This window comes from Seonamhaeicola sp. ABD4_340, from assembly GCF_056312135.1.
This window is the reverse complement of record NZ_CM149981.1, coordinates 2,759,347-2,782,969: the sequence shown is the minus strand read 5'-3', so window position 1 is coordinate 2,782,969 and position 23,623 is coordinate 2,759,347. Positions and strand designations below refer to the sequence as shown.

23 protein-coding genes are annotated in these 23,623 nt (G+C 32.8%); 9 read left to right on the top strand and 14 right to left on the bottom strand.

The genetic code is table 11. The features are described 5' to 3' along the window. Nucleotides 1-46: 46 nt before the first annotated feature. The 3 genes from deoC (ACYX4H_RS12070) (at nucleotide 47) to deoD (ending at nucleotide 2,180) form a co-directional block, all read left to right on the top strand. Nucleotides 47-694 carry a deoxyribose-phosphate aldolase gene (gene deoC, locus ACYX4H_RS12070; protein WP_476236535.1) on the top strand — a complete coding sequence of 216 codons (648 nt, stop codon included), beginning with the start codon at nucleotides 47-49 and terminating at the stop codon, nucleotides 692-694. A gap of 118 nt (nucleotides 695-812) precedes the next feature. Further along, entirely contained in the window at nucleotides 813-1,478 is a 666-nt protein-coding gene (deoC, locus tag ACYX4H_RS12065) for a deoxyribose-phosphate aldolase (RefSeq protein ID WP_476236534.1), read from the top strand. Between the two features lie 3 nt (nucleotides 1,479-1,481). Further along, on the top strand, nucleotides 1,482-2,180 hold the full coding sequence (gene deoD, locus ACYX4H_RS12060) for a purine-nucleoside phosphorylase (protein ID WP_476236532.1): 699 nt from the start codon (nucleotides 1,482-1,484) through the stop codon (nucleotides 2,178-2,180). On the opposite strand, the gene ACYX4H_RS12055 is transcribed toward deoD, so the two are convergent. Genes ACYX4H_RS12055 through ACYX4H_RS12030 form a run of 6 tightly spaced genes read right to left on the bottom strand, consistent with a single transcriptional unit; the run spans nucleotide 2,177 to nucleotide 7,617 of the window. Next, nucleotides 2,177-2,923 (bottom strand): DUF6503 family protein, encoded by a 747-nt coding sequence (locus tag ACYX4H_RS12055; protein WP_476236530.1) that lies wholly within the window; start codon nucleotides 2,921-2,923, stop codon nucleotides 2,177-2,179. The two genes, deoD and ACYX4H_RS12055, sit on opposite strands and share 4 nt — an antisense overlap. 41 nt (nucleotides 2,924-2,964) lie before the next feature. Beyond that, the gene (locus ACYX4H_RS12050) at nucleotides 2,965-3,816 is read right to left on the bottom strand and encodes a 5-oxoprolinase subunit C family protein (protein WP_476236529.1); all 852 of its coding nucleotides are present in this window, start codon (nucleotides 3,814-3,816) and stop codon (nucleotides 2,965-2,967) included. Beyond that, nucleotides 3,809-4,534, bottom strand: coding sequence for a 5-oxoprolinase subunit PxpB (gene pxpB / locus ACYX4H_RS12045; RefSeq protein WP_476236528.1), 726 nt, complete (start codon nucleotides 4,532-4,534; stop codon nucleotides 3,809-3,811). The genes ACYX4H_RS12050 and pxpB overlap by 8 nt, the downstream gene beginning before the upstream one ends. Nucleotides 4,535-4,537: 3 nt before the next feature. Next, nucleotides 4,538-5,278 (bottom strand): 5-oxoprolinase subunit PxpA, encoded by a 741-nt coding sequence (gene pxpA, locus ACYX4H_RS12040; RefSeq protein ID WP_476236526.1) that lies wholly within the window; start codon nucleotides 5,276-5,278, stop codon nucleotides 4,538-4,540. A 7-nt stretch (nucleotides 5,279-5,285) separates the two neighbouring features. Further along, entirely contained in the window at nucleotides 5,286-6,506 is a 1,221-nt protein-coding gene (locus tag ACYX4H_RS12035) for an Nramp family divalent metal transporter (RefSeq protein ID WP_476236524.1), read from the bottom strand. Beyond that, entirely contained in the window at nucleotides 6,499-7,617 is a 1,119-nt protein-coding gene (locus ACYX4H_RS12030) for a DUF2891 domain-containing protein (protein ID WP_476236522.1), read from the bottom strand. The genes ACYX4H_RS12035 and ACYX4H_RS12030 overlap by 8 nt, the downstream gene beginning before the upstream one ends. A gap of 171 nt (nucleotides 7,618-7,788) precedes the next feature. Between ACYX4H_RS12030 and lacZ the strand changes: the two genes are divergently transcribed. Further along, nucleotides 7,789-11,049, top strand: coding sequence for a beta-galactosidase, LacZ type (gene lacZ / locus ACYX4H_RS12025; RefSeq protein ID WP_476236521.1), 3,261 nt, complete (start codon nucleotides 7,789-7,791; stop codon nucleotides 11,047-11,049). Between the two features lie 115 nt (nucleotides 11,050-11,164). Here lacZ and ACYX4H_RS12020 read toward each other — a convergent pair whose 3' ends face one another. The 8 genes from ACYX4H_RS12020 to ACYX4H_RS11985 all read right to left on the bottom strand — a co-directional run bounded on the left by ACYX4H_RS12020 (nucleotide 11,165) and on the right by ACYX4H_RS11985 (nucleotide 20,263). Next, complete coding sequence (locus ACYX4H_RS12020; protein ID WP_476238663.1) at nucleotides 11,165-12,736, bottom strand: YifB family Mg chelatase-like AAA ATPase; 1,572 nt, start codon at nucleotides 12,734-12,736, stop codon at nucleotides 11,165-11,167. A gap of 177 nt (nucleotides 12,737-12,913) precedes the next feature. Continuing rightward, nucleotides 12,914-14,176: an alginate export family protein gene (locus ACYX4H_RS12015; RefSeq protein ID WP_476236520.1), complete on the bottom strand. Its 1,263-nt coding sequence runs from the start codon at nucleotides 14,174-14,176 to the stop codon at nucleotides 12,914-12,916. A 137-nt stretch (nucleotides 14,177-14,313) separates the two neighbouring features. Further along, nucleotides 14,314-15,144, bottom strand: a complete 831-nt coding sequence (locus tag ACYX4H_RS12010; RefSeq protein WP_476236519.1) for an ABC transporter ATP-binding protein — start codon at nucleotides 15,142-15,144, stop codon at nucleotides 14,314-14,316. 10 nt (nucleotides 15,145-15,154) lie between these two features. Then, the gene (locus ACYX4H_RS12005; RefSeq protein WP_476236518.1) at nucleotides 15,155-15,997 is read right to left on the bottom strand and encodes an ABC transporter ATP-binding protein; all 843 of its coding nucleotides are present in this window, start codon (nucleotides 15,995-15,997) and stop codon (nucleotides 15,155-15,157) included. A 180-nt stretch (nucleotides 15,998-16,177) separates the two neighbouring features. Beyond that, the gene (locus ACYX4H_RS12000; protein WP_476236517.1) at nucleotides 16,178-17,284 is read right to left on the bottom strand and encodes an ABC transporter permease; all 1,107 of its coding nucleotides are present in this window, start codon (nucleotides 17,282-17,284) and stop codon (nucleotides 16,178-16,180) included. Between the two features lie 139 nt (nucleotides 17,285-17,423). Then, entirely contained in the window at nucleotides 17,424-18,809 is a 1,386-nt protein-coding gene (locus ACYX4H_RS11995; protein WP_476236516.1) for a CmpA/NrtA family ABC transporter substrate-binding protein, read from the bottom strand. A gap of 229 nt (nucleotides 18,810-19,038) precedes the next feature. Continuing rightward, nucleotides 19,039-19,458 (bottom strand): globin domain-containing protein, encoded by a 420-nt coding sequence (locus ACYX4H_RS11990; RefSeq protein ID WP_476236514.1) that lies wholly within the window; start codon nucleotides 19,456-19,458, stop codon nucleotides 19,039-19,041. 100 nt (nucleotides 19,459-19,558) lie between these two features. Continuing rightward, a complete protein-coding gene (locus ACYX4H_RS11985; RefSeq protein ID WP_476236513.1) occupies nucleotides 19,559-20,263 on the bottom strand; it encodes a Crp/Fnr family transcriptional regulator in 705 nt (234 codons plus the stop codon). Between the two features lie 238 nt (nucleotides 20,264-20,501). Here ACYX4H_RS11985 and ACYX4H_RS11980 point away from each other — a divergent pair, with 238 nt between their 5' ends. From ACYX4H_RS11980 to ACYX4H_RS11960, 5 genes are read left to right on the top strand one after another with little or no spacing between them, the layout of a single operon-like run. After that, nucleotides 20,502-21,680 (top strand): molybdopterin molybdotransferase MoeA, encoded by a 1,179-nt coding sequence (locus ACYX4H_RS11980; RefSeq protein ID WP_476236512.1) that lies wholly within the window; start codon nucleotides 20,502-20,504, stop codon nucleotides 21,678-21,680. 10 nt (nucleotides 21,681-21,690) lie between these two features. Then, a complete protein-coding gene (locus ACYX4H_RS11975; protein ID WP_475296053.1) occupies nucleotides 21,691-22,029 on the top strand; it encodes a winged helix-turn-helix domain-containing protein in 339 nt (112 codons plus the stop codon). A gap of 24 nt (nucleotides 22,030-22,053) precedes the next feature. Further along, a complete protein-coding gene (locus ACYX4H_RS11970) occupies nucleotides 22,054-22,794 on the top strand; it encodes a sulfite exporter TauE/SafE family protein (protein WP_476236510.1) in 741 nt (246 codons plus the stop codon). 1 nt (nucleotide 22,795) lies between these two features. After that, nucleotides 22,796-23,380, top strand: coding sequence for a molybdenum cofactor guanylyltransferase (gene mobA / locus ACYX4H_RS11965; RefSeq protein ID WP_476236509.1), 585 nt, complete (start codon nucleotides 22,796-22,798; stop codon nucleotides 23,378-23,380). Further along, nucleotides 23,364-23,597, top strand: a complete 234-nt coding sequence (locus ACYX4H_RS11960) for a MoaD/ThiS family protein (protein ID WP_476236508.1) — start codon at nucleotides 23,364-23,366, stop codon at nucleotides 23,595-23,597. Before mobA ends, ACYX4H_RS11960 begins: the two co-directional genes overlap by 17 nt. Nucleotides 23,598-23,623 lie beyond the last annotated feature (26 nt).

Below are 23,623 nucleotides of genomic sequence, written 5' to 3'. Positions count from 1 at the left end.
GCTTCTATTTTACACTAATAAAATAGAAAAAAACCTACTTATAACTATGAATTTATTTGAGCACATTGAATTTACACAACTCACCCCAAAAACTACCGAAAGAGATATTATTGATTTTTGCCTTGAAGCCAAAAAACAAAATGCCAATGCCGTTTGTGTAAACAGTTGCTACGTACCATTAGCTAAAGAATTACTTGAAAATAGTAATATAAAAATAGCGTCTACAATTGCGTTTCCTTTTGGGGCGGCCAATACTTCAACCAAAATAAAAGAAGCGCAAACAGCTATAGAAAATGGTGCTAATGAAATTGATATGGTTATAAACATAGGGCTACTAAAAAGCAAAAATTATGTGTCTGTTTTAAAAGACATTAGTGATGTTAAATTAGCCATTGGAGCTGTACCTTTAAAAGTTATTTTAGAAATATCTGAACTCAATAAAAACGAAATTATAAAAGCTTGCCAAATATGTTTAGATGCCAACGTAGATTATATTAAAACATCTACTGGTTTTTCAAAAGGTGGCGCAACTTTTACAGTGGTGAAAATTATAAAGAAAACCGTAAAAAACTACGTTAAAATATGTGCTTCAGGAGGCATAACTGATAGCGATATAGCCAATAAATTTTTAGACATTGGCGTAGATAGAATAAGCACTAACACTACATTTAAAATTAGTGCAATTTCAGCATAAACTTAAAACACAACAAAATAATACAAAAGAGCTTTTTTAGGCTCTTTTTTTTGTTTTAAACTAACGTAAATCATAATTTAAACCTTTAAAAATTAGCATTTTTGTTAAAACAAGCATTATGAAGCCCCTTAACACTTACATAGACCACACATTATTAAAAGCAACAGCTACAAAAAATGATATTATTGCTTTATGTGAAGAAGCCAAAACCTATCAGTTTTTTTCGGTGTGTGTTAATAGTTGCTACGTAAAATTAGCAAAAGCACAGCTAAAAAACACACCCGTTAAAGTATGTAGTGTTATTGGTTTTCCGTTAGGAGCCATGTCTACACAAGCTAAAGTTGCCGAAACTAAAGCAGCCTTAAATGATGGCGCTGATGAAATTGATATGGTTATAAACGTTGGGCTATTAAAAAGTAAAGATTTTGATGCCGTTTGGCAAGATATTGAAGCTGTAAAAGCCATCATGCCAAATAACGTTTTAAAAGTTATTTTAGAAACTTGTTACCTTAATGAGGTTGAAATAATTAAAGCTAGTGAATTAGCCATACAAAGCGGCGCCGATTTTATTAAAACTTCAACAGGATTTGGTACAAGTGGCGCTACTATTGAAGATGTAAAACTCATGAAAAGCGTTTGCAAATCATGCGTTAAAATAAAAGCGTCTGGAGGTATTAGAGATAAAAAAACTGCTTTAGAATATATAAATTTAGGTGTTGAAAGACTTGGCACATCATCAGGAATAGCTATTGTTAATAACGAAACTTCAAATTCAAAATATTAAAAAATGAGTGTTCATATTGAAGCTAAAAAGGGAGATATAGCTGAAACTATTTTATTACCAGGAGATCCGTTACGCGCAAAATGGATTGCCGAAACTTTTTTTGATAATCTGTTTTGCTTTAATAATGTTAGAGGTATGCTTGGTTACACTGGCACTTATAACGGGCAACCTGTTTCTGTAATGGGTACAGGCATGGGCTTGCCTTCTATTTCAATTTACGCACATGAATTGATTACTGAATACAGTGTAAAAAACTTAATACGCGTTGGTAGTGCTGGTTCATACCAAAAAGATGTTAAAGTTAGAGATGTGGTTTTAGCTATGGCCGCCTCATCAAATTCTGGCTTAAACCGCCAACGCTTTAATGGTGCCGATTATGCGCCTACAGCAAGTTTTAATTTATTTTTAAAAGCCATAAACGCCGCTAAACAGAGGCAAATAGCCGTTAAAGCTGGTAATGTTTTAACATCTGACGCTTTTTATGCCGATAATTTTGAAGACTACAAAAAATGGGCAAATTTTGGTGTGCTTTGTGTTGAAATGGAAACCGCTGGCCTATACACCATTGCTGCTAAACACAACGTTAACGCTTTGAGTATTTTAACAATTTCAGATTCTTTAGTTACTGGCGAACGTTTATCAAGTATGGAGCGCCAAACCTCATTTAAAGACATGGTTGAAATTGCTTTAGCTTTAAACTAATGTGCAATAACCTCAACGTTTTCTAATTCAATTTTTGAAAGTAGTTCTAAATCATTTTTATTAAAAGCTTCTTCCAATAATTCTAGTTTTGCTGTTTCGCTTTTAGGTTTGTAATTATTATAATCTACCACCCTAACACCATTTACAAAACGCTCATTGTAAGCCTCTCTAAAACGTAAACCAACACCGTGTTCCTCTTCATATGAATACGCTAAATATGCTACTTTAAATGTTTTTGAATTAATAAAATACATAAATACATCTTCAAAATCTTCACCACCTCCATTTTCGTTAAAAGTTACTTTTATTTTATGAAACGTTTCACCTTTAATTTCAACATCTTTAACATACGTTTTGTTAACTGCTTTATCATTTAAACCAAACGGCAACATTGAAAAATAGTGCACAGAATTTACTGAAGCTGCATATTTTGGTACTAAGTTATTTGCAACTTTTACAGGTTTGCCATTAATGGTTCTTTCAAAACCCTTATTAAATAACCAATCTGTAATTGTGTCATTTTCAGCAATAAAATGTCTTCCTAATTTAAAATTACCTAACTGCCTTATAGCGGTGTATTGTTTATTTCTAAAATTGAATTTTATGGTAGCATTTTTAATAATATTTCCTCCAGAAATTTCAATTGCTTTATTTATAATGGTGTTTGCTGATAGTTTTTCTTCTTGCTTGCAACTGAAAAAAAGAATACTAATTATTAAAACGATGCCTATATTTTTTTTCATTATTTGTATTTTAAAAGTAAGTCGTTAGTCTATAAAAATATTTACAATTGTTTGAATTTAAACTGTATGTTTTGCCCTGTATATTTTTGAGATAATACATTTATTGCGGCTTCTTTTAACTGTAACACTCTGGGATATCCTCCTGTTGTTTGACAATCTTTCATTAAAACTATAAGTTTTCCAGATGGTGTTAACTGCACTGTACCAGGCTTTACTAATGAGGTTATAATAGGTTTTAATTCATTCTTTAATGGTTCATTAAGTTGATAGGCCATTCTATTATTGTCTTTTGAAATACTGAATGTATTGCTTAACAAAAACTTTTTTTGGTCTTCGGAAAGTTGATCAAATTCAGGACCTTTGTAGGCTTCAATGTTATTTGTATCTAAATACTTGTTTGATACGTTTACAGAGGCATTAGCATGCGCACCAACATTATTAAAAGAAGCAATTTTTAAAACATCGCCTTTTTCAACTTTACTTTTAGAAGTAATATTTTGATACATACTATAACTTCCTAAAACTTTATCTGTTTTAAAGCCACCTTGAACAGCCAAATACGCACGAAACCCTTTTTTAAGTTTTCCAAAGGAAAGCACATTGCCATTTTTAACTAAAATTGACTTGTTGTTAAAAATGGGGTTGTTATTTAATTTTGGCGACATATCTCCCCCTGAAATGCAAATTCTAGTCTTCGTTTCAAATTGTAATTTTGGCCCTAACATGGTAATTTCCATAACTGGTAAATTTAGCATATTACCTAAAATAGCATTAGCAAATGAAGCAGATTGTGTATCCATTACTCCAGAATATGGCACACCGTAATTATGAAAACCAAACCTTCCTAAATCTTGTATGGAAGCATACATTCCTGCGTTTAAAACTTTAATCACTAATCACCTCACTTTCTATTTGGTAAACACCAGCATCTACTAATGTTTTTATATTGGTATGTTGCTCTAAAGATATTGGATAAAACTGAATTTCATCTCCTGCATTGGCAAAACACGGCCTTTGTTCTTGAATATTGAAAAAGTTAATTGGTGAGTTCCCTATAATATTCCAACCTCCGGGACTTTCACTTGGATAAATACCTGTTTGCTCACCGCCAATACCTACAGCACCTTTTTCAATTTTTAATCTTGGAGATGCTTTTCTTGGTGTGTGAAGTAATTTATCTAACCCACCCAAATAGAGGAAGCCGGGTAAAAAACCAATAAAATAAACGGTATAATTGGTGTTAAAATGGCGTTTTATAACCTCATCAACAGTTATGTTTTTAGCATGAGCAATAGCCTCTAAATCAATACCAAATTTAGTATTATAACATACTGGTATGCGCCATCTTTTAAAAGTGTGTTTTTCTATATTACCTTCAGTTTTATAAATAGTTTTTAATTCATTTATTTTTAATTCAAAATCAATACTCAATTCATTAAAACTAACTAAAACAGAATTATACGCGTGATTAATTTCTATAATAGTTTGTACTTTTTCTAGCTTTGTTTTAAAACTTACAATGTCTCTAAGAATTTCTTTGCTTATAATTTGAGGCCATTCAATTAAAACAGATTGCGCACCAAATGGTTTGTATTTAAGTTGGTAAAACACTAATTATTGTACTTTAATTTGGTTTTTACGTAAATGCTTATAAAGCTGTTTTACAAGCCCTAAAGCTTTGGGGTTATCTCCATGAACGCACACGGTTTCTGCCAAAATAGGAATTTCGGTATTATTAATAGTTTTTACTTTTTTGAAAGCCACAATATTTAATACATGGTTTACTAAAGTATCAGCATCCTGTATTACCGCATTATTTTCTTTTCTAGATACTAAACTTAAATCATCATTATAATTTCTATCTGCAAATGCTTCATAAGTTATAGAAATCCCTTGTTTTTTTGCCAAATGCGCAATAACCGATTTATAAGGTACGTATAACTGCACAGGTTTGTGCATGCTTTTAATAACTTCAATAATTACATTGGCCACCTTTTCGTTTTTTGCAGCTAAATTATAAAGTGCACCATGTGGTTTTATATGATGAAGCGTTGCATTTTCTTTGTGCAATACATTTTGCAAATCTGTAATTTGATGTTTTAATGTTGTGAATAGCGCTGCGCATGACATATTCATATTAACACGTCCAAAATTTTCCTTATCAGGAAATGAAGGATGCGCACCAATTTTAACTTTATGCTTTTTAGCTAGTTTTACCACTTCATGCATAGAAACTTGATTACCAGCATGCCCACCGCATGCAATGTTGCAAGAAGATATGTAAGGCATTAAATAGGTTTCATTTCCAATACCTTCGCCAACATCAGCATTTATATCAACAACAAGATGATTCATTAAATTTTTATAAAAACACTTTCATTAGAGCAACCACTGAAAGTAATATTGTTATTCCTAAGATAATAAAACCTAGAATATTTTGCTTTGTATTGTTCTTATATTTTCCAAGAACCGATGCTTTATTCATTATAAAAATTAAAATTACAGCTATAACGGGTAGTAAAATACCGTTAGCCACTTGCGCAAACTTAATAATTTCAATGGGTTTAATATTGGTTGATGACAGTACAACACCAAGTATTAAAATAAACATCCAAACACCTCGAAATTTTAATGATTTTAAATTAGAAGTCCACCCTAAACAACCAGAGGCAACAAAAGCTGCTGCCAAAGGAGCCGTTATAGCGCTTGTTATACCTGCAGCAAATAAACCTGTTGCCAAAAAATACTTGGCAAAACTACCAAATAAGGGTTCTAGTCCTTTGGCTAAATCTGCTGCATTATTAACAGATGTATCTTGAATAGCTGAAGCGGCAATTATAATACACATTGAAACTAAACCACCTAAAACAACCGCAATAAAAGTGTCTTTTCTTGCAGTGCCTAAATTTGTTGTTTTTTTCCACTTTTCTTTTACCAAAGATGCATGCAAAAAAAGATTGTATGGTACTACGGTAGTTCCTATAAGCCCAACAACAATTAGCAAACTATTCTTTGGAAACTTTGGTATAAAGGCACCTTTTAGTATTAGCAGTATATCTGGTTTTGTTAAAATAGCACAGGTAAAAAAAGCCAAACTCATTAAAACAACAAGCATTATTAGCGCACGCTCAATAATTTTATAGTTACCTAAATAAAGTAGAACAAATGCCAATGCTCCAATTACTAGACTAAAACTTTTAAAAGGCACACCAAATAAATTAAAAGAAGCCTGCCCTAAAACAGCTTCTAAACCCAAAACACCACCAGAGATATTTCCGGCTTCGTAAGCTGCATTTCCAATTACAATAGCTGCTAAAATTAAAATTATTATTATTGTTTTGAATACAGGAATTTTAATTTCTTCTCTTATAATTTCTGAAAGCCCTTTTTGGGAAACAATACCCAATCTTGCTGCCATTTCTTGAAGAATCACCGTAGCAAAAACAGACAGCACCATTGCCCACAGCAAAGCATACCCAAAATTAACACCAGCTATAGTGCACATTGTTACGGTACCCGGACCAATAAAAGCTGCGGCAACTAACGGGCCAGGGCCAATGTTTTTAAACCACCTTTTAATCACTTTTAGCAGCATTTAACGCGTAAATTGCAAAACTACCAAGCCAATGTCCGCCCATATAATCATCACCAAAAATACTTGGTAAAGAATAGTTAATATGCTTATTGGCAACATTTTTTAAATGGTTATATTCTGGCAGCCCTTTAGTAATTTCATATAAATTCCAAGCTCTAGAAAAGTTTACACCATCTAAATGCACTAAATGCCCATCGGTTCTATCTGAAACTTCACCTGGTTTTAAGCTATAATTTTCATCTTTTAATTGTGGCAAAAATTCTTCTAACCAAATTTTATAATCTTTAAGAGGTAGTAAGCGTTTCATTAAAGCAGCTTCTTCTAAACAAGGCGATAAAAAATCACTTCCGCTAGGTTCCCAACTCATGGGACAATTTGTGTCATTCTTAAAGAAAAATAACGCTCTATCTTTAATTACTTTTTTTAAGGCTTCATGTTTTACGGTTTCGGCATAATCAAAGGCAAAAGACAACCCAAAAGCTGTGTTAGTGTGTGTTCCAACACGTAATGCGTAATTTAGTTTTGGTAAATATTCTATATACTTATTGCAAATTAAATTTGTTAGTGGTTTTAAGTTTTGCTCTAAAACTCTTGCTGTTTCATCATCCCAAGTGTGTAACTCTTCGGCTAATTTTAACAACCATGTCCAGCCGTAAGTGCGCTCATAATTTGTATTATGTTTTCCTTTGAAATAAGCCACTTCTGCTTCAATGTTTTCTTTTGAAATATTTTTAAGCAAACGTTCTTTTATATGTTCTGCTTTTTCTAAATCTGGAAACATTTTTAATAATTTAACCAAACTCCAATGCCCATGTACCGATGAATGCCAATCAAAACATCCATAAAATGCTGGGTGTAATACTTCCGGAGATTTTAAATCTTCATCACTGCCCAATGTTTGCGATAACCTATTAGGATATTCTATATTTATACAATGCAAAGGTAATTCGGCTAATTTATTTGCCTGAGCTAAATCTAAATCTGGCAACAGTTCTTTAACAATTGGTGTTTCATTATCTGTTTTTTCAGAAGTTTTTTTATGTGTTTGGTTACAAGCAATAAAACTTAAGATTATTAAAATAAGTATATGTTTCTTCATTTAAGTATGTTTATTATTTACTAATATTGACGTTTTAAAAGCTAAAAACCCCTATTTGACCAATAATTGCCTTTTTTTGACTATTTGTTGCATATATAAAATATGGCCTGCTTCTATTAATAAATATCTTTGTGATTGAGTAAATATAAAACATCTAAACTAAATTTAACAATGAAGTACTTAAGTAGTTTTTCACTATTACTATTCTTTTTTGTTTCCCTAACAACTGCACAACAGAATGACTGGGAAAACCCTAACGTAAATCAAATAAACAGGCTACCGGCAAAAGCTACGTTTTATAATTTTGACAGCAAAGACCAAGCTCTTACTGGCAACCGCGAGGCTTCTAGCAATTATAAATCTTTAAACGGTAATTGGCAATTTAAATGGGTTGCAAAACCTGCTGATGCTTTAGATGATTTTAAAAATGAAAATTTCGATGCATCAAAGTGGGATGCTATTGATGTGCCTTCAAACTGGGAAATGCGCGGATACGGTACTCCTATTTATACCAATACAACCTATCCGTTTTTTAATGATTTTCCAAATATAAACCATCATGACAACCCCGTTGGGCATTATATTAAAACATTTAATATTGATGAAACTTGGGTCAATAAAGATGTTATTATACATTTTGGAGGCGTTTCATCTGCCTACTACGTATGGGTTAATGGTAAATTTGTTGGTTATAGCGAAGATACAAGGCTTCCTGCTGAATTCGACATTACAAAACATATAAAACAAGGCGAAAACAAAGTAGCGGTTAAAGTGTACCGTTGGTGCGATGGTAGTTATATGGAAGCACAAGACCACTGGCGTATGAGTGGAATTGAACGTGAAGTATATTTACAAGCCAACCCAAAAGTACGTTTATCTGATTTTACAGTTAGAACAGATTTTGATGATAATTATGAAAATGCATTATTGCAAATAAGACCTGAAATTATTGCAAACATATCCAATAAATATGTAGCTAAAGTTGGTGAGTTTGGCAACACCAACCTAAAAACTACTGTTGATGACTGGCAACTTTTAACTGAATTGGTTGATGCTAACGGTAATACTGTTGGTAAAACTACAAGTACACCTTTTAGTAAAATATTAGGTGAAAACTATCCGCAACGTGATAATGTGTATTTTGGTTTAATTGAAACTGAAATTGAGTCGCCAAAAAAATGGTCTTCTGATGATCCTTACTTATATACACTGCTTTTTACAGTAAAAGACAACCAAGGTAACAGCATACAACACACCAGCACAAAAGTTGGCTTTAGAGAAGTTAAAATTGATGAACGCGGACGTTTTCTTGTTAATGGAAATCCTGTAAAAATGATTGGTGTAAACCGCCATGACCACGACCATATTAATGGAAAAACTGTAACTCGTGAAGACATGGAAACCGATGTTAAACTTATAAAACAATTTAACTTTAATGCTGTAAGAACATCGCACTACCCTAACGACCCGTATTTTTATGATTTATGTGATAAATATGGTATTTACGTTATGGATGAAGCAAATTTAGAAACACATGGCGTACGCGGGCAGCTTTCAAATGTACCAGAATGGAGCAATGCCTATTTAGAGCGTGCTGTTCGTATGGTTGAGCGTGATAAAAACCACCCAAGTATTGTAATGTGGAGTTTAGGTAATGAGTCTGGTATGGGCCCAAATCATGCCGCCATGGCAGGGTGGATTAAAGATTTTGACCCAACACGCTACATACATTATGAAGGTGCTCAAGGCATACCAAACCATCCAAATTATAAAAAGAAATATTATGCACATGATAATGGCAACCCATCTGACCCAGCTTGGGTTGATATGATTAGTCGAATGTATCCACAGCCACAAGAATATCAAGATTTAATTACAAATACTGCTAAATATGATAATCGCCCCGTTTTAATGTGTGAATATGCGCATGCCATGGGTAATTCTGTTGGAAACATGAAAACCTATTGGGATATTATTCATAACAACGACCGCGCTTTAGGTGGTTACATTTGGGATTGGATTGACCAAGGTATTTTAAGAAAAGACGAAAACGGTAAAGAATACTATGCGTACGGAGGCTCTTATGGAGACACGCCAAATGATGGAAGTTTTTGTATAAATGGTATTATTGCTTCAGATAGAACACCAAAACCTGAAATTATTGAATGTAAAAAGGTAAATCAACCGGTAGTAATTTCAAGTAAAGATGCTTTAAGCGGTAATTTTAGTATTTTAAATCGTCACCACGCCACAGATTTATCACAATATAATCTATCTTGGAATATTACTGAAAACGGAAAAATTATTCAAAAAGGTGATTTAAAAACTCTAAACACCAAAGCTTTTAAAACTGATAATTTCAACATAAATTTTAAAAAACCAAAACTTAAAGCTGGTAGCGTATATCATTTAAATGTCTTCGGAAGTTTAAAAAACAATACGCTTTGGGCTGATGCGGGTTATGTGGTGTTTGAAGAACAATTTTCTTTAAATTATGATGTTCCGCAGCCTTCAGCATTAAAAAGTAACAATGCTTTAATTGTTGACCAAACAGACAAAACAGTATCTGTAAGTAACAACATCGTTTCTGTTAAAATTGATAAAAATACGGGGTACATTTCGTCTTATACCGCCAAAGGTATAAATATTATGAAATCGCCTTTAAAACTAAACTTTTGGCGTGCTGAAACTGAAAATGACGAAGCTTATAGAGAGTCTATGAAATTAAAGTCTGAATTAGATTGGATGCATGCTGGAAACACGTTAAAAGTTGAAAACGTTTCTGTTAATAACACTGAAAAAGGTAAAACAATTATTACTGTTACCGGTAAAATTAATAAACCTGAAACTAAGGTTAATTTAACTTACACTGTTTTAGGAACAGGTGAAATTAAAGTAGATTATAACGTAAATATAGCCGATAATGCACCTAACGCTCCACGTATTGGTATGCAGTTTGATATTGCTAATAACTACAATAATTTAACGTATTTTGGTAAAGGCCCACAAGCCAATTATGCCGACAGAAATTATGGTGCTCACGTTGGTTTATACTCAGGAAAACCTGAAGACATCAACTATAAATACGTTTACCCCGAAGAGTATGGCAACCATACCCATACACATTGGTTTACACTTACTAATACTGCTAAAAAAGGTGTTTTGGTTAAAGGCGAACAACCCATAAACTTTAGTGTTTTAGAGTATAGTATAGATAACTTACAAGAAGCAAACTTTTTAAATGAATTAGTAGAACGTGATGTTTACACTGTAAATATAGATTTAAGCCAACAAGGAGTTGGTGGAGACAACACATGGTCTCCACGAGCACAAGCTCATGAAGAATTTAGAAATAAACCGAGCAGTTACAAATATTCATTTTATTTAGTACCCTTCAGCTCTAAGGTGAAAGCTGAAAAAATTAAATTTTAATAGATTAATAGCATATCTATAGAAAAAGCAGCTCTTTGGAGCTGCTTTTTTGTTTTGAAATTATGTTATTAGTATGCTTAATTTTATATATTAAACTTATTTCAGAGTCTATAATTTACCCTAACCAACCATCTCTATCTAAACTTCTGTACTGTATAGCTTCACTAATATGTGCGCCTTCAATATTTTCAGAGGCTTCCAAATCAGCAATAGTTCTAGCTACTTTTAAAATTCTATCATAAGCTCTAGCCGACAGATTTAAGCGCTCCATTGCAGTTTTTAATAATTGTTTTGAGCCTTCATCTAAAACACAATGTTTACGAATTTGTTTGGTATTCATTTGCGCATTATAATGTACCGTTTCATTAGCTGTAAAACGTTTACTTTGAATATCTCTTGCTTCTGTAACTCGTTTTCTAATATCTACTGAAGATTCGCCTTTTCTATCATCTGAAAGTTTATCAAAAGGTACAGGCGTTACTTCAATATGAATATCTATTCTATCTAATAATGGACCAGAAATTTTACTTAAATACCGTTGCATTTCAGCAGGACTTGACGTTACAGGCGCATCAGGATCGTTAAAATAGCCACCAGGACTTGGATTCATACTGGCTACCAACATAAATGATGATGGATATGTTACTGTAAATTTAGCTCTTGAAATGGTTACCTCTCTATCCTCTAATGGTTGACGCATAACTTCTAAAACATCGCGTTTAAACTCTGGTAACTCATCTAAAAACAACACACCATTATGTGATAGAGAGATTTCACCTGGTTGCGGATAACTACCACCACCAACTAAAGCCACATTTGATATGGTATGGTGTGGGCTCCTAAAAGGTCTTTGAGACAGCAAACCAGCATCTTTAACCCTACCAACCACTGAGTGTATTTTGGTTGTTTCAAGCGCTTCATGTAAGGTCATTGGCGGTAAAATACTAGGTAAACGTTTGGCTAACATGGTTTTTCCTGCTCCTGGTGGACCAATTAAAATAATGTTATGCCCGCCAGCTGCTGCAATTTCCATACAGCGTTTTATACCTTCTTGTCCTTTTACATCGGCAAAATCATGCTCAGGAAAATCTAGATTTTTTTCAAACTCTTTTCTTGTATCAATAATAGTTTGCTGTAAAGCTTCGCCTTTATCAAAGTAATTTATAACTTGTTTTATGTTTTCAATTCCGTAAACTTCTAAATCATTTACAATGGCGGCTTCTTTAGCATTAGCCGCAGGTAAAATGAATCCTTTAAACCCTTCTTCTCTGGCTTTAATAGCTATGGGTAAGGCACCTTTAATGGGCTGTAAACTTCCGTCTAAAGATAGTTCGCCCATAATTAAATATTGCTCTAAATTTTCGGCTTGTATTTGTTTTGAAGCTGCTAAAATTCCAATTGCTAAGGTTAAATCGTAAGCACTTCCCTCTTTGCGTAAATCGGCAGGAGCCATGTTGATTGTTATCTTTTTTCCTGGAATTTTATAACCATTATTTTGAAGCGCAGCAGCTATACGGTAGTTACTTTCTTTTATGGCATTATCTGGCAAACCTACTAAATGATAACCAATACCAGAATCTACATTTACCTCAACGGTAATTGTGGTAGCTTCAACACCAAAAACGGCACTACCAAAAACTTTTTTAAGCATATTCGTTCTTTTCTGCTTAAATGTAAGAAATGTAATTTTATTTTGAAATGAATTTAGTAGCTGTGATTAAACTTTTTTACCATAAACAAAAAAAAACAGTTTATATATATTTAGATTTCTAATTTATAACATAAAAAGTCTCACTGAAAAGTGAGACTTTTAAAATGAAATAGTCATGATTAACCTGAAAAATATCAGATTATATTTTCAATTTTAATTACCTGTATTTAAGAACTTAGGCTTAATAACTAACATGGCCCATGCCCAGTTTTGTCCGCTTGCAGCAGCATCTTCACTTATTCCTTTTAACTCATACATACCATCTGCGGCAAACATGTGTGAGTACCCCATTACCAATGCGTATCCTTTAAAGGCTTTTTTGTATACAATATCAATTTCAGTTCCTAAAGCTTTATCGCCACTTGGTAATTCTTGCTCTCCACTAAAATTAAGTGCTTTAACTAATAAGCTAGATTTGTTTCCTAAATCAAAATTAGCACTCACGTGAATATCAGATAAACCAATAGAGTTTGCATGATTACCTACATAAAAATAATCCATAAAACCATTAAACTTGTGGTTTGTACCATATAACGGGAAGAACGCTTCAGTTTCTGCAGTATTTGTTTGGTCTCCGCTAATAACTTCAACCCCTGCACCAAGTGTTACTTTATCAGACGCTTTATAAGTAGCATCTAAACCAAGTAAAAACGCTGTTTTTCTATCATCACCAAACTGTAAATAACCATTACCTGCAAAACCAAAACTACCTGCTTTATAAGTTAAATGCGTACCAAATGTTTGCATATTATTTACACCATCAGGAGCGCTAGCATCGTCAAATTTTTGAAAACCATTATTTAATAATAATAAGCTACCTGTAAATTTTTCCCAAGCTTGTTTCATATATAACATTTGCATGGTTTTATATGAAAAGAAACCTGAAGTATTATAGCCTGTACCAACAGATACAAAACCAGTTGGATTAGAATAGTCTTGATTGAAAGCCAAAGCAAAATCTAACATAAATTTACCTTTTTTATGTTTTATCATGGCTGCATCATGATTACGCCCTTGTTGTGCCCAATCTAAACCACCTAAAATTCTTTGATCATCATATGATAATACTTGACGACCAATTTTAGTAGACCAGCTTTCTGCTAATTTAATTTCTGCCCAAGCTTCAAAAACTGCAAATGAATTGTTTTGATCCCAAGGTAATATTTGACGGTTTTCACCCCAAACCATAACATCTTGCAAGCTTAAATACACTTTATAAGCATCGGTAGTCCAACCAGCATTTAAACGCGCTCTTGTTGAAATTCCAAAACCAGCATCGGCATCATCTGCAATTAAGTTTCCAAATCCGTGGCGGTATTCTGTACGTGGTCTAAACTCACCGTCTAATGTAAATTGCGCTTGTGCAAATTGTATTGCTAAGGCAAAAACTGCTAATAATACGTATTGTTTTTTCATATTGTTAAATTTTAATTTTAGCATTTTTTAATAAGTTGTTTTTTGTAGTTATTTTTAATTAATTGGTAAGCAAATATACTTACGTACAAGCGGTTGAATTATGATAAAACTCATGTTTAAAACCACTTTATGTTTTTTTAATGCTCTAAAAAATCTATTAAATGTTTTCTGTATTTGTAGTAATCGTTGTGTTCTAAAACTGCTTTACGTGTACGCGGGCGTTCAAAATCTATACTAAGCACATCGCCAATTTTAGCACGAGGTCCGCTAGTCATCATCACCACTCTGTCTGCTAAAAATATAGCTTCATCAACATCATGTGTAATCATAACCGCCGTAATTTTTTCTTTATTCCAAATTTCAATTAAAATATCCTGTAATTCTCCTCTGGTTAGAGAATCTAACATTCCAAAAGGTTCATCTAACAGTAATACTTTAGGCTTAATAGCAAATGCACGAGCAATACCAACGCGTTGTTGCATACCTTGCGATAAATCTGCTGCTTTTTTATGAAATGAATCTTCTAAGCCTACTTTTTGAAGGTAATACTTTGCAATATCATTACGTTGTGTTTTTGTAGCATGCGGAAATACTTGGTTTACGCCCAACAATACATTTTGAAGTGATGTCATCCAAGGCATTAAACTAGGTGCCTGAAAAATAACTCCTCTATCCGGCCCTGGTCCTTTAATATGTTTTCCTAAAACTGAAATATTACCACCTGAAATTTCATTTAAACCAGCAATCATAGATAACATGGTAGTTTTACCACAACCTGAATGCCCAATAATGGTAACAAACTCTTCTTTTCTTATTTGAAGGTTTAGGTTTTCTAAAACCACATAATCACCTTTTGGTGTTGGGTATACTTTTTTTAAATTTTTTAAATCTAACATGACATCATTAGATGGAAAAATGCCATTTTCAACATAACTTTTTTGTGCTGTATTTGCTGTAATTGTACTCATAATGTTCATGTTATTTAAATTGGTTCACAAAATCTTTAGGCGCTAAATCTGGTAAAGCATAGGCCGTATTTGCTTCAGCCTTACGTTCATTACCTATATCCATTAAATATTCAATAATGGCGTTACGTGTTTGCTTAAAGTTTTCATTATCATTTAAAGCGGTTTTATCACGTGGGCGTTCAATATCAATTTTAAACTCTGGCCCTAAAGTGGCGTTTGGCCCTGGGCGTAACGGAATAATTCTATCGGCCATATAAATACCTTCATCAACATCATTAGTTATAAGTAGCGCGGTACGTTTATCTTTTCCCCAAATGTTTAAAATTTCATCTTGTAAATTCCCCCTAGTTAAAGCATCTAAAGCACCTAAAGGTTCATCCATAATAATCATTTCGGGTTTCATAGCTAAAGCTCTAGCAACGGCAACACGCTGTCGCATACCACCCGATAGCTCTCTTGGCAATTTGTTAATAGCAGGTGTTAAACTTACCATATCAACATAATTTGCTACCATTTGGTTTAATTCTTTTTTTGGTGTTTTTGGAAACGCTTCTTTTACCGCCATAAACACGTTTTGCCCTACTGTTAACCATGGTAACAATGAGTAATTTTGAAAAATCACACCTCTTTCGTGGCTTGTTCCTACTACAGGTTCTCCTTTAAATAAAACCTCACCTCTTGTGGGTTGTAGCAAACCGTTTATTAAGTTTACCAATGTTGTTTTACCACTTCCTGTAAAACCAACAATAGCCACAAACTCGCCTTCTTCAATAGAAAGGTTGATGTTAGAAAGCACTTCATCTTCGCCTTCTATATATGTTTTGTGTACGTTATTTAATTCTAAATATGCCATTTTCGTTTTTGTTTTTATGGTGTTCCCCAAGGGTCGGGCTTTCTGCTATATCTTTTTTATTTGTTTTCGCTACGTTTTTCTCATGCTTCGCAAAACACTCAAACTGACATAAAAAAGGATGCCGCTTCAATCCCTAACACATATTAAACTTCTGTCTTCATTTTTTGTTATTTTGTTATTTTAAATAGCATCTGTTTTAACGAAAGACACTGAGTTTTGAATGGTTAACATTAACCTATCTAACAAGAAACCAATAATACCAATAACAAACATGGCTACAATAATTTTGGCATTAGAATCATTAGCGCCATTTTGAAATTCTTCCCAAACAAAAGTTCCTAAACCAGGACTTTGTGCTAATAATTCAATAGCAATTAACACCATCCAACCTACAGAGATTGTGATTTTTAAACCTGTAAAAATTAATGGTAACGATGATGGTAAAATAACTTTGAATATTTTTTGAAACGTACCTAACTTCAATACTTTAGCTACATTAATATAATCTTTATCAACCGATGAAACACCCATGGCTGTATTTACCAATGTTGCCCACATTGAACATAAACCAACGCTAATAAATGAAATAGTGAATGAGCTGTCTTCACTAGAATCTATTAATAATGTTTTCACAATCATAAAAACTAATAAGTACCAAACTACTGGAGATACAGGTTTAAAAATTTGAATAAACCAGTTAAAAGCACTTTTTAATGTAGGACTCAAGCCAATAAAAATACCTAATGGCACAGCAATTACTAAAGCAAGCAAAAAGCCTGCAAATACAGTTTTTAAACTTCTAAAAATTTGATCAACAAACGATGGACGCCCGGTATAAACAATAGGTTCTTTGCCTTCAGCTATACGTTTTTCATTTAAAGCTGCTGTTTTTTCTTTAAAAGCTGCTTTATCTGCACTAATAGCACTGTGGTCTTTTAGGAGTGATTTATAAGAATCCCAAACCTGTGCTGGTGAAGGTAAAGAGTTAGGTTGACATGTTACATCGCCTGATGCAATACAAGCCGCTTCAGCATCAGCTGCTGCTTGCCCGCGCTCTTCTAAGGCTTTATTTATTTTAAAATCTGCTTCTATATTATACAGCGCTTTTGCCCCCATATGCCACAACCCAACAAATAATAATATGGATACAATTGGCACTATTACTTTACGCAAAAAACTTTTAAAATCTTCTTTATCTAATTTACCTGTAAACAAATCTTTAAGCGTGGTTAAAAAACCTAAGCCCATAAATTTTGTTACTTTCCCTAATGTTATACTTTGTTTCATGACTACGTTTGTTACTATTTATTCTATTTCATAATTTTTTAAATACCGTTTTACTGAATGAAGTATGAGAAACCTCACGGTTTTGTTTATGAGATTTCTCATGAAACTTCACACTAGGAACGACATAAAAAAATTAATCTTAATCTTTATTACCTATTTTAAAGCTATTTATGTATGCTATTGGATCTTTAGCATCATAAGCATTTCCATCTATAAAATCTGTTGTTGATGGTTTGTAACCGTCTGTTTTAGGAATATCAGCAGCAGGAATATTACCTTCGGCTACTAACAATTCGGCAGCTTTTTTCCAGATATCTGGTCTGTAAATATCTTTTATAGTTTCTGCGTACCATTCAGCTGGTTTGGCTTCAGGAATTTGTCCCCAACGTCTCATTTGAGTTAAAAACCAAATACCATCAGAGTAAAATGGGTAGGTTGCGTTATATTTGTAGAATACGTTAAAATCTGGCATAGAACGCTTATCGCCTTTTTCAAACTCAAAAGTACCCGTCATTGAGTTGGCTAAAACAGCTTCATCTGCGCCTACGTATTGAGACATAGATAATATTTTAACAGCTTCGGCTCTATTTCCTGGTTCGTCTAACCATTTACCAGCTCTAATTAATGCTTTTGTTACAGCAATAGCAGTATTAGGATTTTCATCTACAAACTTTTTAGTCATAACAAAAACCTTTTCTGGGTTGTTTTTCCAAATGTCGTAATTAGTAGTTACAGGTACACCAATACCTTTAAATACCGCTTGTTGATTCCAAGGTTCACCAACACAATACCCGTAAATAGTTCCTGCCTCTAAAGTAGCTGGCATTTGTGGTGGCGGTGTTACAGAAAGTAAAACCTCGGCATCAATTTGCCCTTGTACATTTTCAGCAGTGTACATACCCGGGTGAATGCCTGCTGCGGCTAACCAATATCTAATTTCATAGTTATGAGTAGATACTGGAAAAACCATTCCCATTTTAAAAGCTTTACCGGCATTTTTGTAATCTGTAATTACAGGTTTTAAGGCGTCGGCTTTTATAGGATGTATAGGTTTACCATCGGCATCTTTAGGCACATTGGCTTTCATTTTGCTCCAAACATCATTTGAAACTGTTATACCGTTACCATTTAAATCCATTGAAAACGGCGTGACTAATTCTGCTTGACGCCCAAAACCTGCGCCTGCAGCAATTGGCTGACCAGCTAACATGTGTGAACCATCTAATTGACCATCAATAACACGATCTAAAACGTTTTTCCAGTTAGATTGTGCTTCAACAGACACAAATAAACCTTCATCTTCAAAAAAGCCTTTTTCTTTTGCAATGGCTAATGGCGCCATATCTGTTAGCTTTATAAAACCAAAAGTTAATTGAGGCTTTTCAATTTCTAATTGTTTTGTTTTAGAAACTTCGGTAGCTGCTTTTTCTACTTCAGCTTCTTTCTTTTTTTCTTTTCCTCCGCAGGCAAATAATAAAACCGCTACCGGTAGTAAAAGAATTGTTTTTTTGATTAGTGTTTTCATATTAGAGATGTTAATTAATTTTCTAAGTATTTATACTTAATTTTAAAACAAATATATAAGTAGTTTATAATACTTAGCATGATAAACACCATAGATAAAACACTTTTTCATCCACAAAAAAACCTGCCGTTTGGCAGGTTTAAAAAGCAACTAACTAATCTTTAAATCTTTAAAATGTGCTTTTTAGAAAAATTCTTTAGATATATTTCTACAAAAATTACGTATTTACTTAGTTTTTATAAGCTGCTTTAATCATAAAATTAGCTACTGTTGTATAAGTTTGCTCCCAAGCATGTTGTACTTCACTTGTAAAATCTTCTTTTAAGTCTTCTTTTAAAGTAGCCATTAATGCTTCACCTATTATATTGTAATGAAATGCTTCTACTTTATATTCTAAATGCCTTTTTGCTAAATCTTCTAATGCTGGTTTTAAAGTATCTAAATCTTTCAAGCTGGTTATAGCTACCCCTAACATAGACATTAATTTACTACTTTGCTGCTGCATATCTGCATCATTTGTTGGGAATAATGCTTTTAAAGGCGGATCTAACTGAAATAATTTATTATAAAACAATTGAGATACAGCCAAAGCATTAGGACTTACTTTTTTAAACGATTCTTGCACTAAAGTGATTGTTTTTGTTTCCATAACCTTTGCATTTGCAACAAAACTAAAGCGGTTTTAATGCAAATACTATAGACTGCGTCAGGTAAAAAGCTGTTTTTACACCATGTTTTTTTAATAAACACTAACTATCTAAAAAGAAATTATGATCGTTAATCTCTTTTTTAAGCACGTTAACATCAACAATACCAACCTTTTTACCGCTAGCAACAATGAGTCCTTCTTTTTTTAAAGCTGAAAAAACTCTAATAACTTGTTCTTCTGAAGTGCCGGCATAATCGGCATATTCTTTTCTACTTAACGGTAAATTTAAAAAGCCTTTTAACGTACCAAACTTTCGGTTTATATATAATAAAGTATCTACCACACGCTCTCTAACCGTCATTTGTGAAAGTGATTTTACTTTAGATTCGCTTCTATTTAGCTCATTGGCGTAAAAAAGCATCATATCATAAGTAAAGTCTGGATTGTCTTTAAGTGCATTTTGTAAATCGTCTTTTGAGAAGTAACATAAATCTGCATTCTGCAATGCTATTGCACCAATAGAATAGTATTCTTCAGTACCAAAACCTCTATGCCCAATAATTTCACCAGCTTTAGCAAACCTTACTATTTGCTCTTTGCCGTTAATACCCGTTCTAAAAACTTTAACGGTTCCTTTTAAAATAAAAAACAAACCATTAACTGGCGCGCCTTCAATTATAAATTGCTGCCCTTTTTTACAGAATATTTCGCTTTTATTGTTTAAAAAATCTGAATTTTCTAATACCGAAGTATTCCTACTTATTAAGCAATTTTTGTTTTCACAATGTATACAGGCTACTTTCATTTAGTTGAATTTCTTTAAATTATTGGCAAGAATGTATAAATATACACTTCAAACAAATATACGTAACAATACTTAGTTTTATGTTTTCATCTCAATTTTTATGAGTATCACAAAAAATAAATACTTTTTTTTAAAGATGAAAATTATACGCCTTTAAAAATTCACAATAATCATGTAAATAAATAATGATGTTAGCCTTCTTAATCGTTATATTTGTAAAAACATAACGAAATACATAATGATTACCATATTAGAAGCTATTTCTACTGTAAAAAAACACACAACAAAACTTGTTAAATCAACAATAAAACCTGTTGAAAAAGCCAATGGATATTTGCTTTTTGAAGACATAAAATCACCTATAAACATGCCTCCTTTTAGGCAATCTGCCATGGATGGTTATGCTATAAACTTACACGAAAGCTTAACATACACTTTAACAGGTGAAATAAAAGCGGGTGACAACCACATACCGGTATTAAAACCCGGTGAAGCTGTTAGAATTTTCACTGGCGCCCCTGTACCAGATACTGCCAATGCAGTTATGATTCAAGAAAAAGTGGTAGCAAATGATACTAAAATTGAACTTGCACACAAAATTGATTTAGAACAAAACATCCGCCCATTAGGTGAGCAAGTAAAACAAGGAAACGTTGCCTTAAAAAAAGGCACTAAATTAACGCCTGCAGGTATTGGCTACCTGTTGTCATTGGGTATTACAGAAGTTACCGTTTACAAAAAACCAACTATTGCCATTGTAACTACTGGTAACGAACTAATTGAACCAGGAAAAACGCTTACTCACGGAAAAATTTATGAAAGCAACTCTAAAATGCTTTTAAGTGCATTATACAGCTTAAAGTTTTATGACATTACACTTTATAAAGTTGAAGATAATTATAAGCAAACTGTAAGCACTTTAACATCTGCCGTAAACACGCATGATTTAGTATTAATTACTGGAGGTATTTCGGTTGGCGATTATGATTTTGTTGGAAAAGCACTGAAAGAAATACAAGTTAAAGAAGTGTTTTATAAAGTGAAACAAAAACCTGGCAAACCATTATTTTTTGGTAAAAAAGAAAACACATCTGTTTTTGCTTTACCCGGAAATCCTGCTGCAGCCCTGTCTTGTTTTTACGTGTATGTTAACATTGCTCTACAAAAAATGATGGGTTTTGATACTGATGAATTACCTAGAATTAAAGCAACATCCTCTTCAAAATTTTTAAAAAAAGGAGACAGACCGCAGTTTTTAAAAGCTATTTTTAATGATGGAAACGTTACACTTTTAGAAGGACAAAACTCATCAATGCTACAAACTTTTGCGCTTTCAAACGCCTTAGTTTTTATTCCAGAAAATGTTGGTGAAGTAAATATTGGTGATGACGTAGAAACTATTTTACTACCCGTTTAAACTAGTAAAAATGAGCTATAAGATTAAAAGCAGAATTTGGATTGAAGCAAATAATAACGTGTTATTAGGCGAAGGACGTGTGCATTTATTAAAAGCCATTCATAAAACAGGATCTTTATCTAAAGCTGCAAAAAGTTTAAATATTTCATATAAAAAAGCATGGACACTTTTAGATTCAGTAAACAAATCGGCTAAAAAACCTGTAACCATAAACAGCATTGGTGGTAAAGGCGGTGGCGGTGCAAAATTGACAGAATATGGAGAAGCCCTTGTAAATGCTTTTGATGAAATTAATAAAAATTGTTGGGCGTTTTTAGATGAGCAGCTAAAAAAGGTAACTAATTTATAAGTGATTAAATACTTAAAAATTAACATGCTACAAACAGAAAACATATATCTATTTTTACTCATACTTCCAATAGTATCATTTTTATATGCTAGCGTTGGTCATGGTGGCGCTAGTGGTTACTTAGCTTTAATGGCTCTATTTTCATTTGCGCCCGAAACCATGAAACCTACCGCCCTATTACTCAATTTATTTGTTGCTGGCATATCATTTTACTACTACTATAAAGAAGGATATTTTAATAAAAGGCTTTTCATTTCGTTTGCTGCAGCCTCCATTCCGTTGGCTTTTTTAGGTGGTACCATTGAAATTGATGCTTCAGTTTACAAAAAAATATTAGCCATTTTACTCATTTTTGCCATTTTAAAAATGCTGAATGTTTTTGGTAAAGAAAGTAGTACTGTTAAACAAGTAAAACTTTATCAAGGACTTGTTGTTGGCGGTATTATTGGCTTTTTTTCTGGGCTTATTGGTATTGGTGGTGGCATAATTTTAAGTCCTGTTATCCTACTCTTACATTGGGGTAAAATGAAAGAAGCTGCCGCAGTATCGGCGCTTTTTATTTGGGTAAATTCTGCTTCTGGATTAATTGGTCAAATTAGTAGCGGTGTGGTTCTAGAAAAAACATCTTTTATATTGGTTTTCATTGCCATAATTGGCGGTATTTTAGGTGGTTACTACGGAAGTAAAAAACTAAATAACAATAGTTTACGATACATTTTAGCCTTTGTTTTAATTATAGCCTGTGTTAAACTATTTCTTACTTAAAATGAAACAACAAAACAACATAACGGGTATAATTTTAGCTGGTGGAAAAAGCGCTAGAATGGGTACAGACAAAGGTTTTGTTACATTCAACAACAAACAATTTGTTCAATATAGCATAGACGCCTTAAAGCCTTTAGTTTCAAATATTTTAATTGTTACAGACAATAAAAATTACAACGTGTTTGGTTATCAATTAGTTGAAGATACTTTTAAAAACCAAGGACCTGTTGCTGGTATTTATTCAGGACTTACAGCTTCAAAAACTGAAAATAATTTAATACTAAGTTGTGATATTCCGTTGATAAAAACTGAAGTTCTCAAAAAACTCATTTCTGTAGTTGATAATGATTCTGAAGTTATTCAAATTGAAAGCAACGGCAAAACAATGCCGTTAATTGCGCTTTATAAAAAAAGTACTGCAACAACTTTTAAAAACGCTTTATTAAATGACGAAAGACGCTTAAGACACGTACTTAAAACACTAAAAACCAAACATATAAAATTAGAAGAAGCTTCGCAAAAAGCTACTATAAATATAAACACAAAAGAAGACCTAAAAACTATTCAAAATGATTATAACTATTAAATATTTTGGACAAATAGCCGAGGTTACAAAAACCAACGAAGAAACCCTTGAGGTAAATGGCTCTCAAATTTCTGATGTTTTACAACTGTTACACAAAAAATATAATCTGCTTAAAACCAAAGATTTTAAAATAGCACAAAACCAAAAATTAGTGCCTTTAAACACACCACTAAATGGCACTGAAATAGCTTTATTACCTCCTTTTTCTGGCGGATAATTTATTATAAAAAAAGGTTTTCAAGC

Excerpts from the sequence above, each read along its gene's own strand:
- ACYX4H_RS11970 (WP_476236510.1), top strand. The coding sequence starts at position 22,054 with ATGCTACAAACAGAAAACATATATCTATTTTTACTCATACTTCCAATA.
- ACYX4H_RS11990 (WP_476236514.1), bottom strand. The coding sequence starts at position 19,458 with ATGGAAACAAAAACAATCACTTTAGTGCAAGAATCGTTTAAAAAAGTA.
- pxpA (WP_476236526.1), bottom strand. The coding sequence starts at position 5,278 with ATGAATCATCTTGTTGTTGATATAAATGCTGATGTTGGCGAAGGTATT.
- ACYX4H_RS12010 (WP_476236519.1), bottom strand. The coding sequence starts at position 15,144 with ATGAGTACAATTACAGCAAATACAGCACAAAAAAGTTATGTTGAAAAT.
- mobA (WP_476236509.1), top strand. The coding sequence starts at position 22,796 with ATGAAACAACAAAACAACATAACGGGTATAATTTTAGCTGGTGGAAAA.
- deoD (WP_476236532.1), top strand. The coding sequence starts at position 1,482 with ATGAGTGTTCATATTGAAGCTAAAAAGGGAGATATAGCTGAAACTATT.
- ACYX4H_RS12005 (WP_476236518.1), bottom strand. The coding sequence starts at position 15,997 with ATGGCATATTTAGAATTAAATAACGTACACAAAACATATATAGAAGGC.
- deoC (WP_476236534.1), top strand. The coding sequence starts at position 813 with ATGAAGCCCCTTAACACTTACATAGACCACACATTATTAAAAGCAACA.
- ACYX4H_RS12015 (WP_476236520.1), bottom strand. The coding sequence starts at position 14,176 with ATGAAAAAACAATACGTATTATTAGCAGTTTTTGCCTTAGCAATACAA.
- ACYX4H_RS11975 (WP_475296053.1), top strand. The coding sequence starts at position 21,691 with ATGAGCTATAAGATTAAAAGCAGAATTTGGATTGAAGCAAATAATAAC.
- ACYX4H_RS12055 (WP_476236530.1), bottom strand. The coding sequence starts at position 2,923 with ATGAAAAAAAATATAGGCATCGTTTTAATAATTAGTATTCTTTTTTTC.
- ACYX4H_RS12030 (WP_476236522.1), bottom strand. The coding sequence starts at position 7,617 with ATGAAGAAACATATACTTATTTTAATAATCTTAAGTTTTATTGCTTGT.
- ACYX4H_RS11980 (WP_476236512.1), top strand. The coding sequence starts at position 20,502 with ATGATTACCATATTAGAAGCTATTTCTACTGTAAAAAAACACACAACA.
- ACYX4H_RS11960 (WP_476236508.1), top strand. The coding sequence starts at position 23,364 with ATGATTATAACTATTAAATATTTTGGACAAATAGCCGAGGTTACAAAA.
- deoC (WP_476236535.1), top strand. The coding sequence starts at position 47 with ATGAATTTATTTGAGCACATTGAATTTACACAACTCACCCCAAAAACT.
- ACYX4H_RS12000 (WP_476236517.1), bottom strand. The coding sequence starts at position 17,284 with ATGAAACAAAGTATAACATTAGGGAAAGTAACAAAATTTATGGGCTTA.
- ACYX4H_RS11985 (WP_476236513.1), bottom strand. The coding sequence starts at position 20,263 with ATGAAAGTAGCCTGTATACATTGTGAAAACAAAAATTGCTTAATAAGT.
- lacZ (WP_476236521.1), top strand. The coding sequence starts at position 7,789 with ATGAAGTACTTAAGTAGTTTTTCACTATTACTATTCTTTTTTGTTTCC.
- ACYX4H_RS11995 (WP_476236516.1), bottom strand. The coding sequence starts at position 18,809 with ATGAAAACACTAATCAAAAAAACAATTCTTTTACTACCGGTAGCGGTT.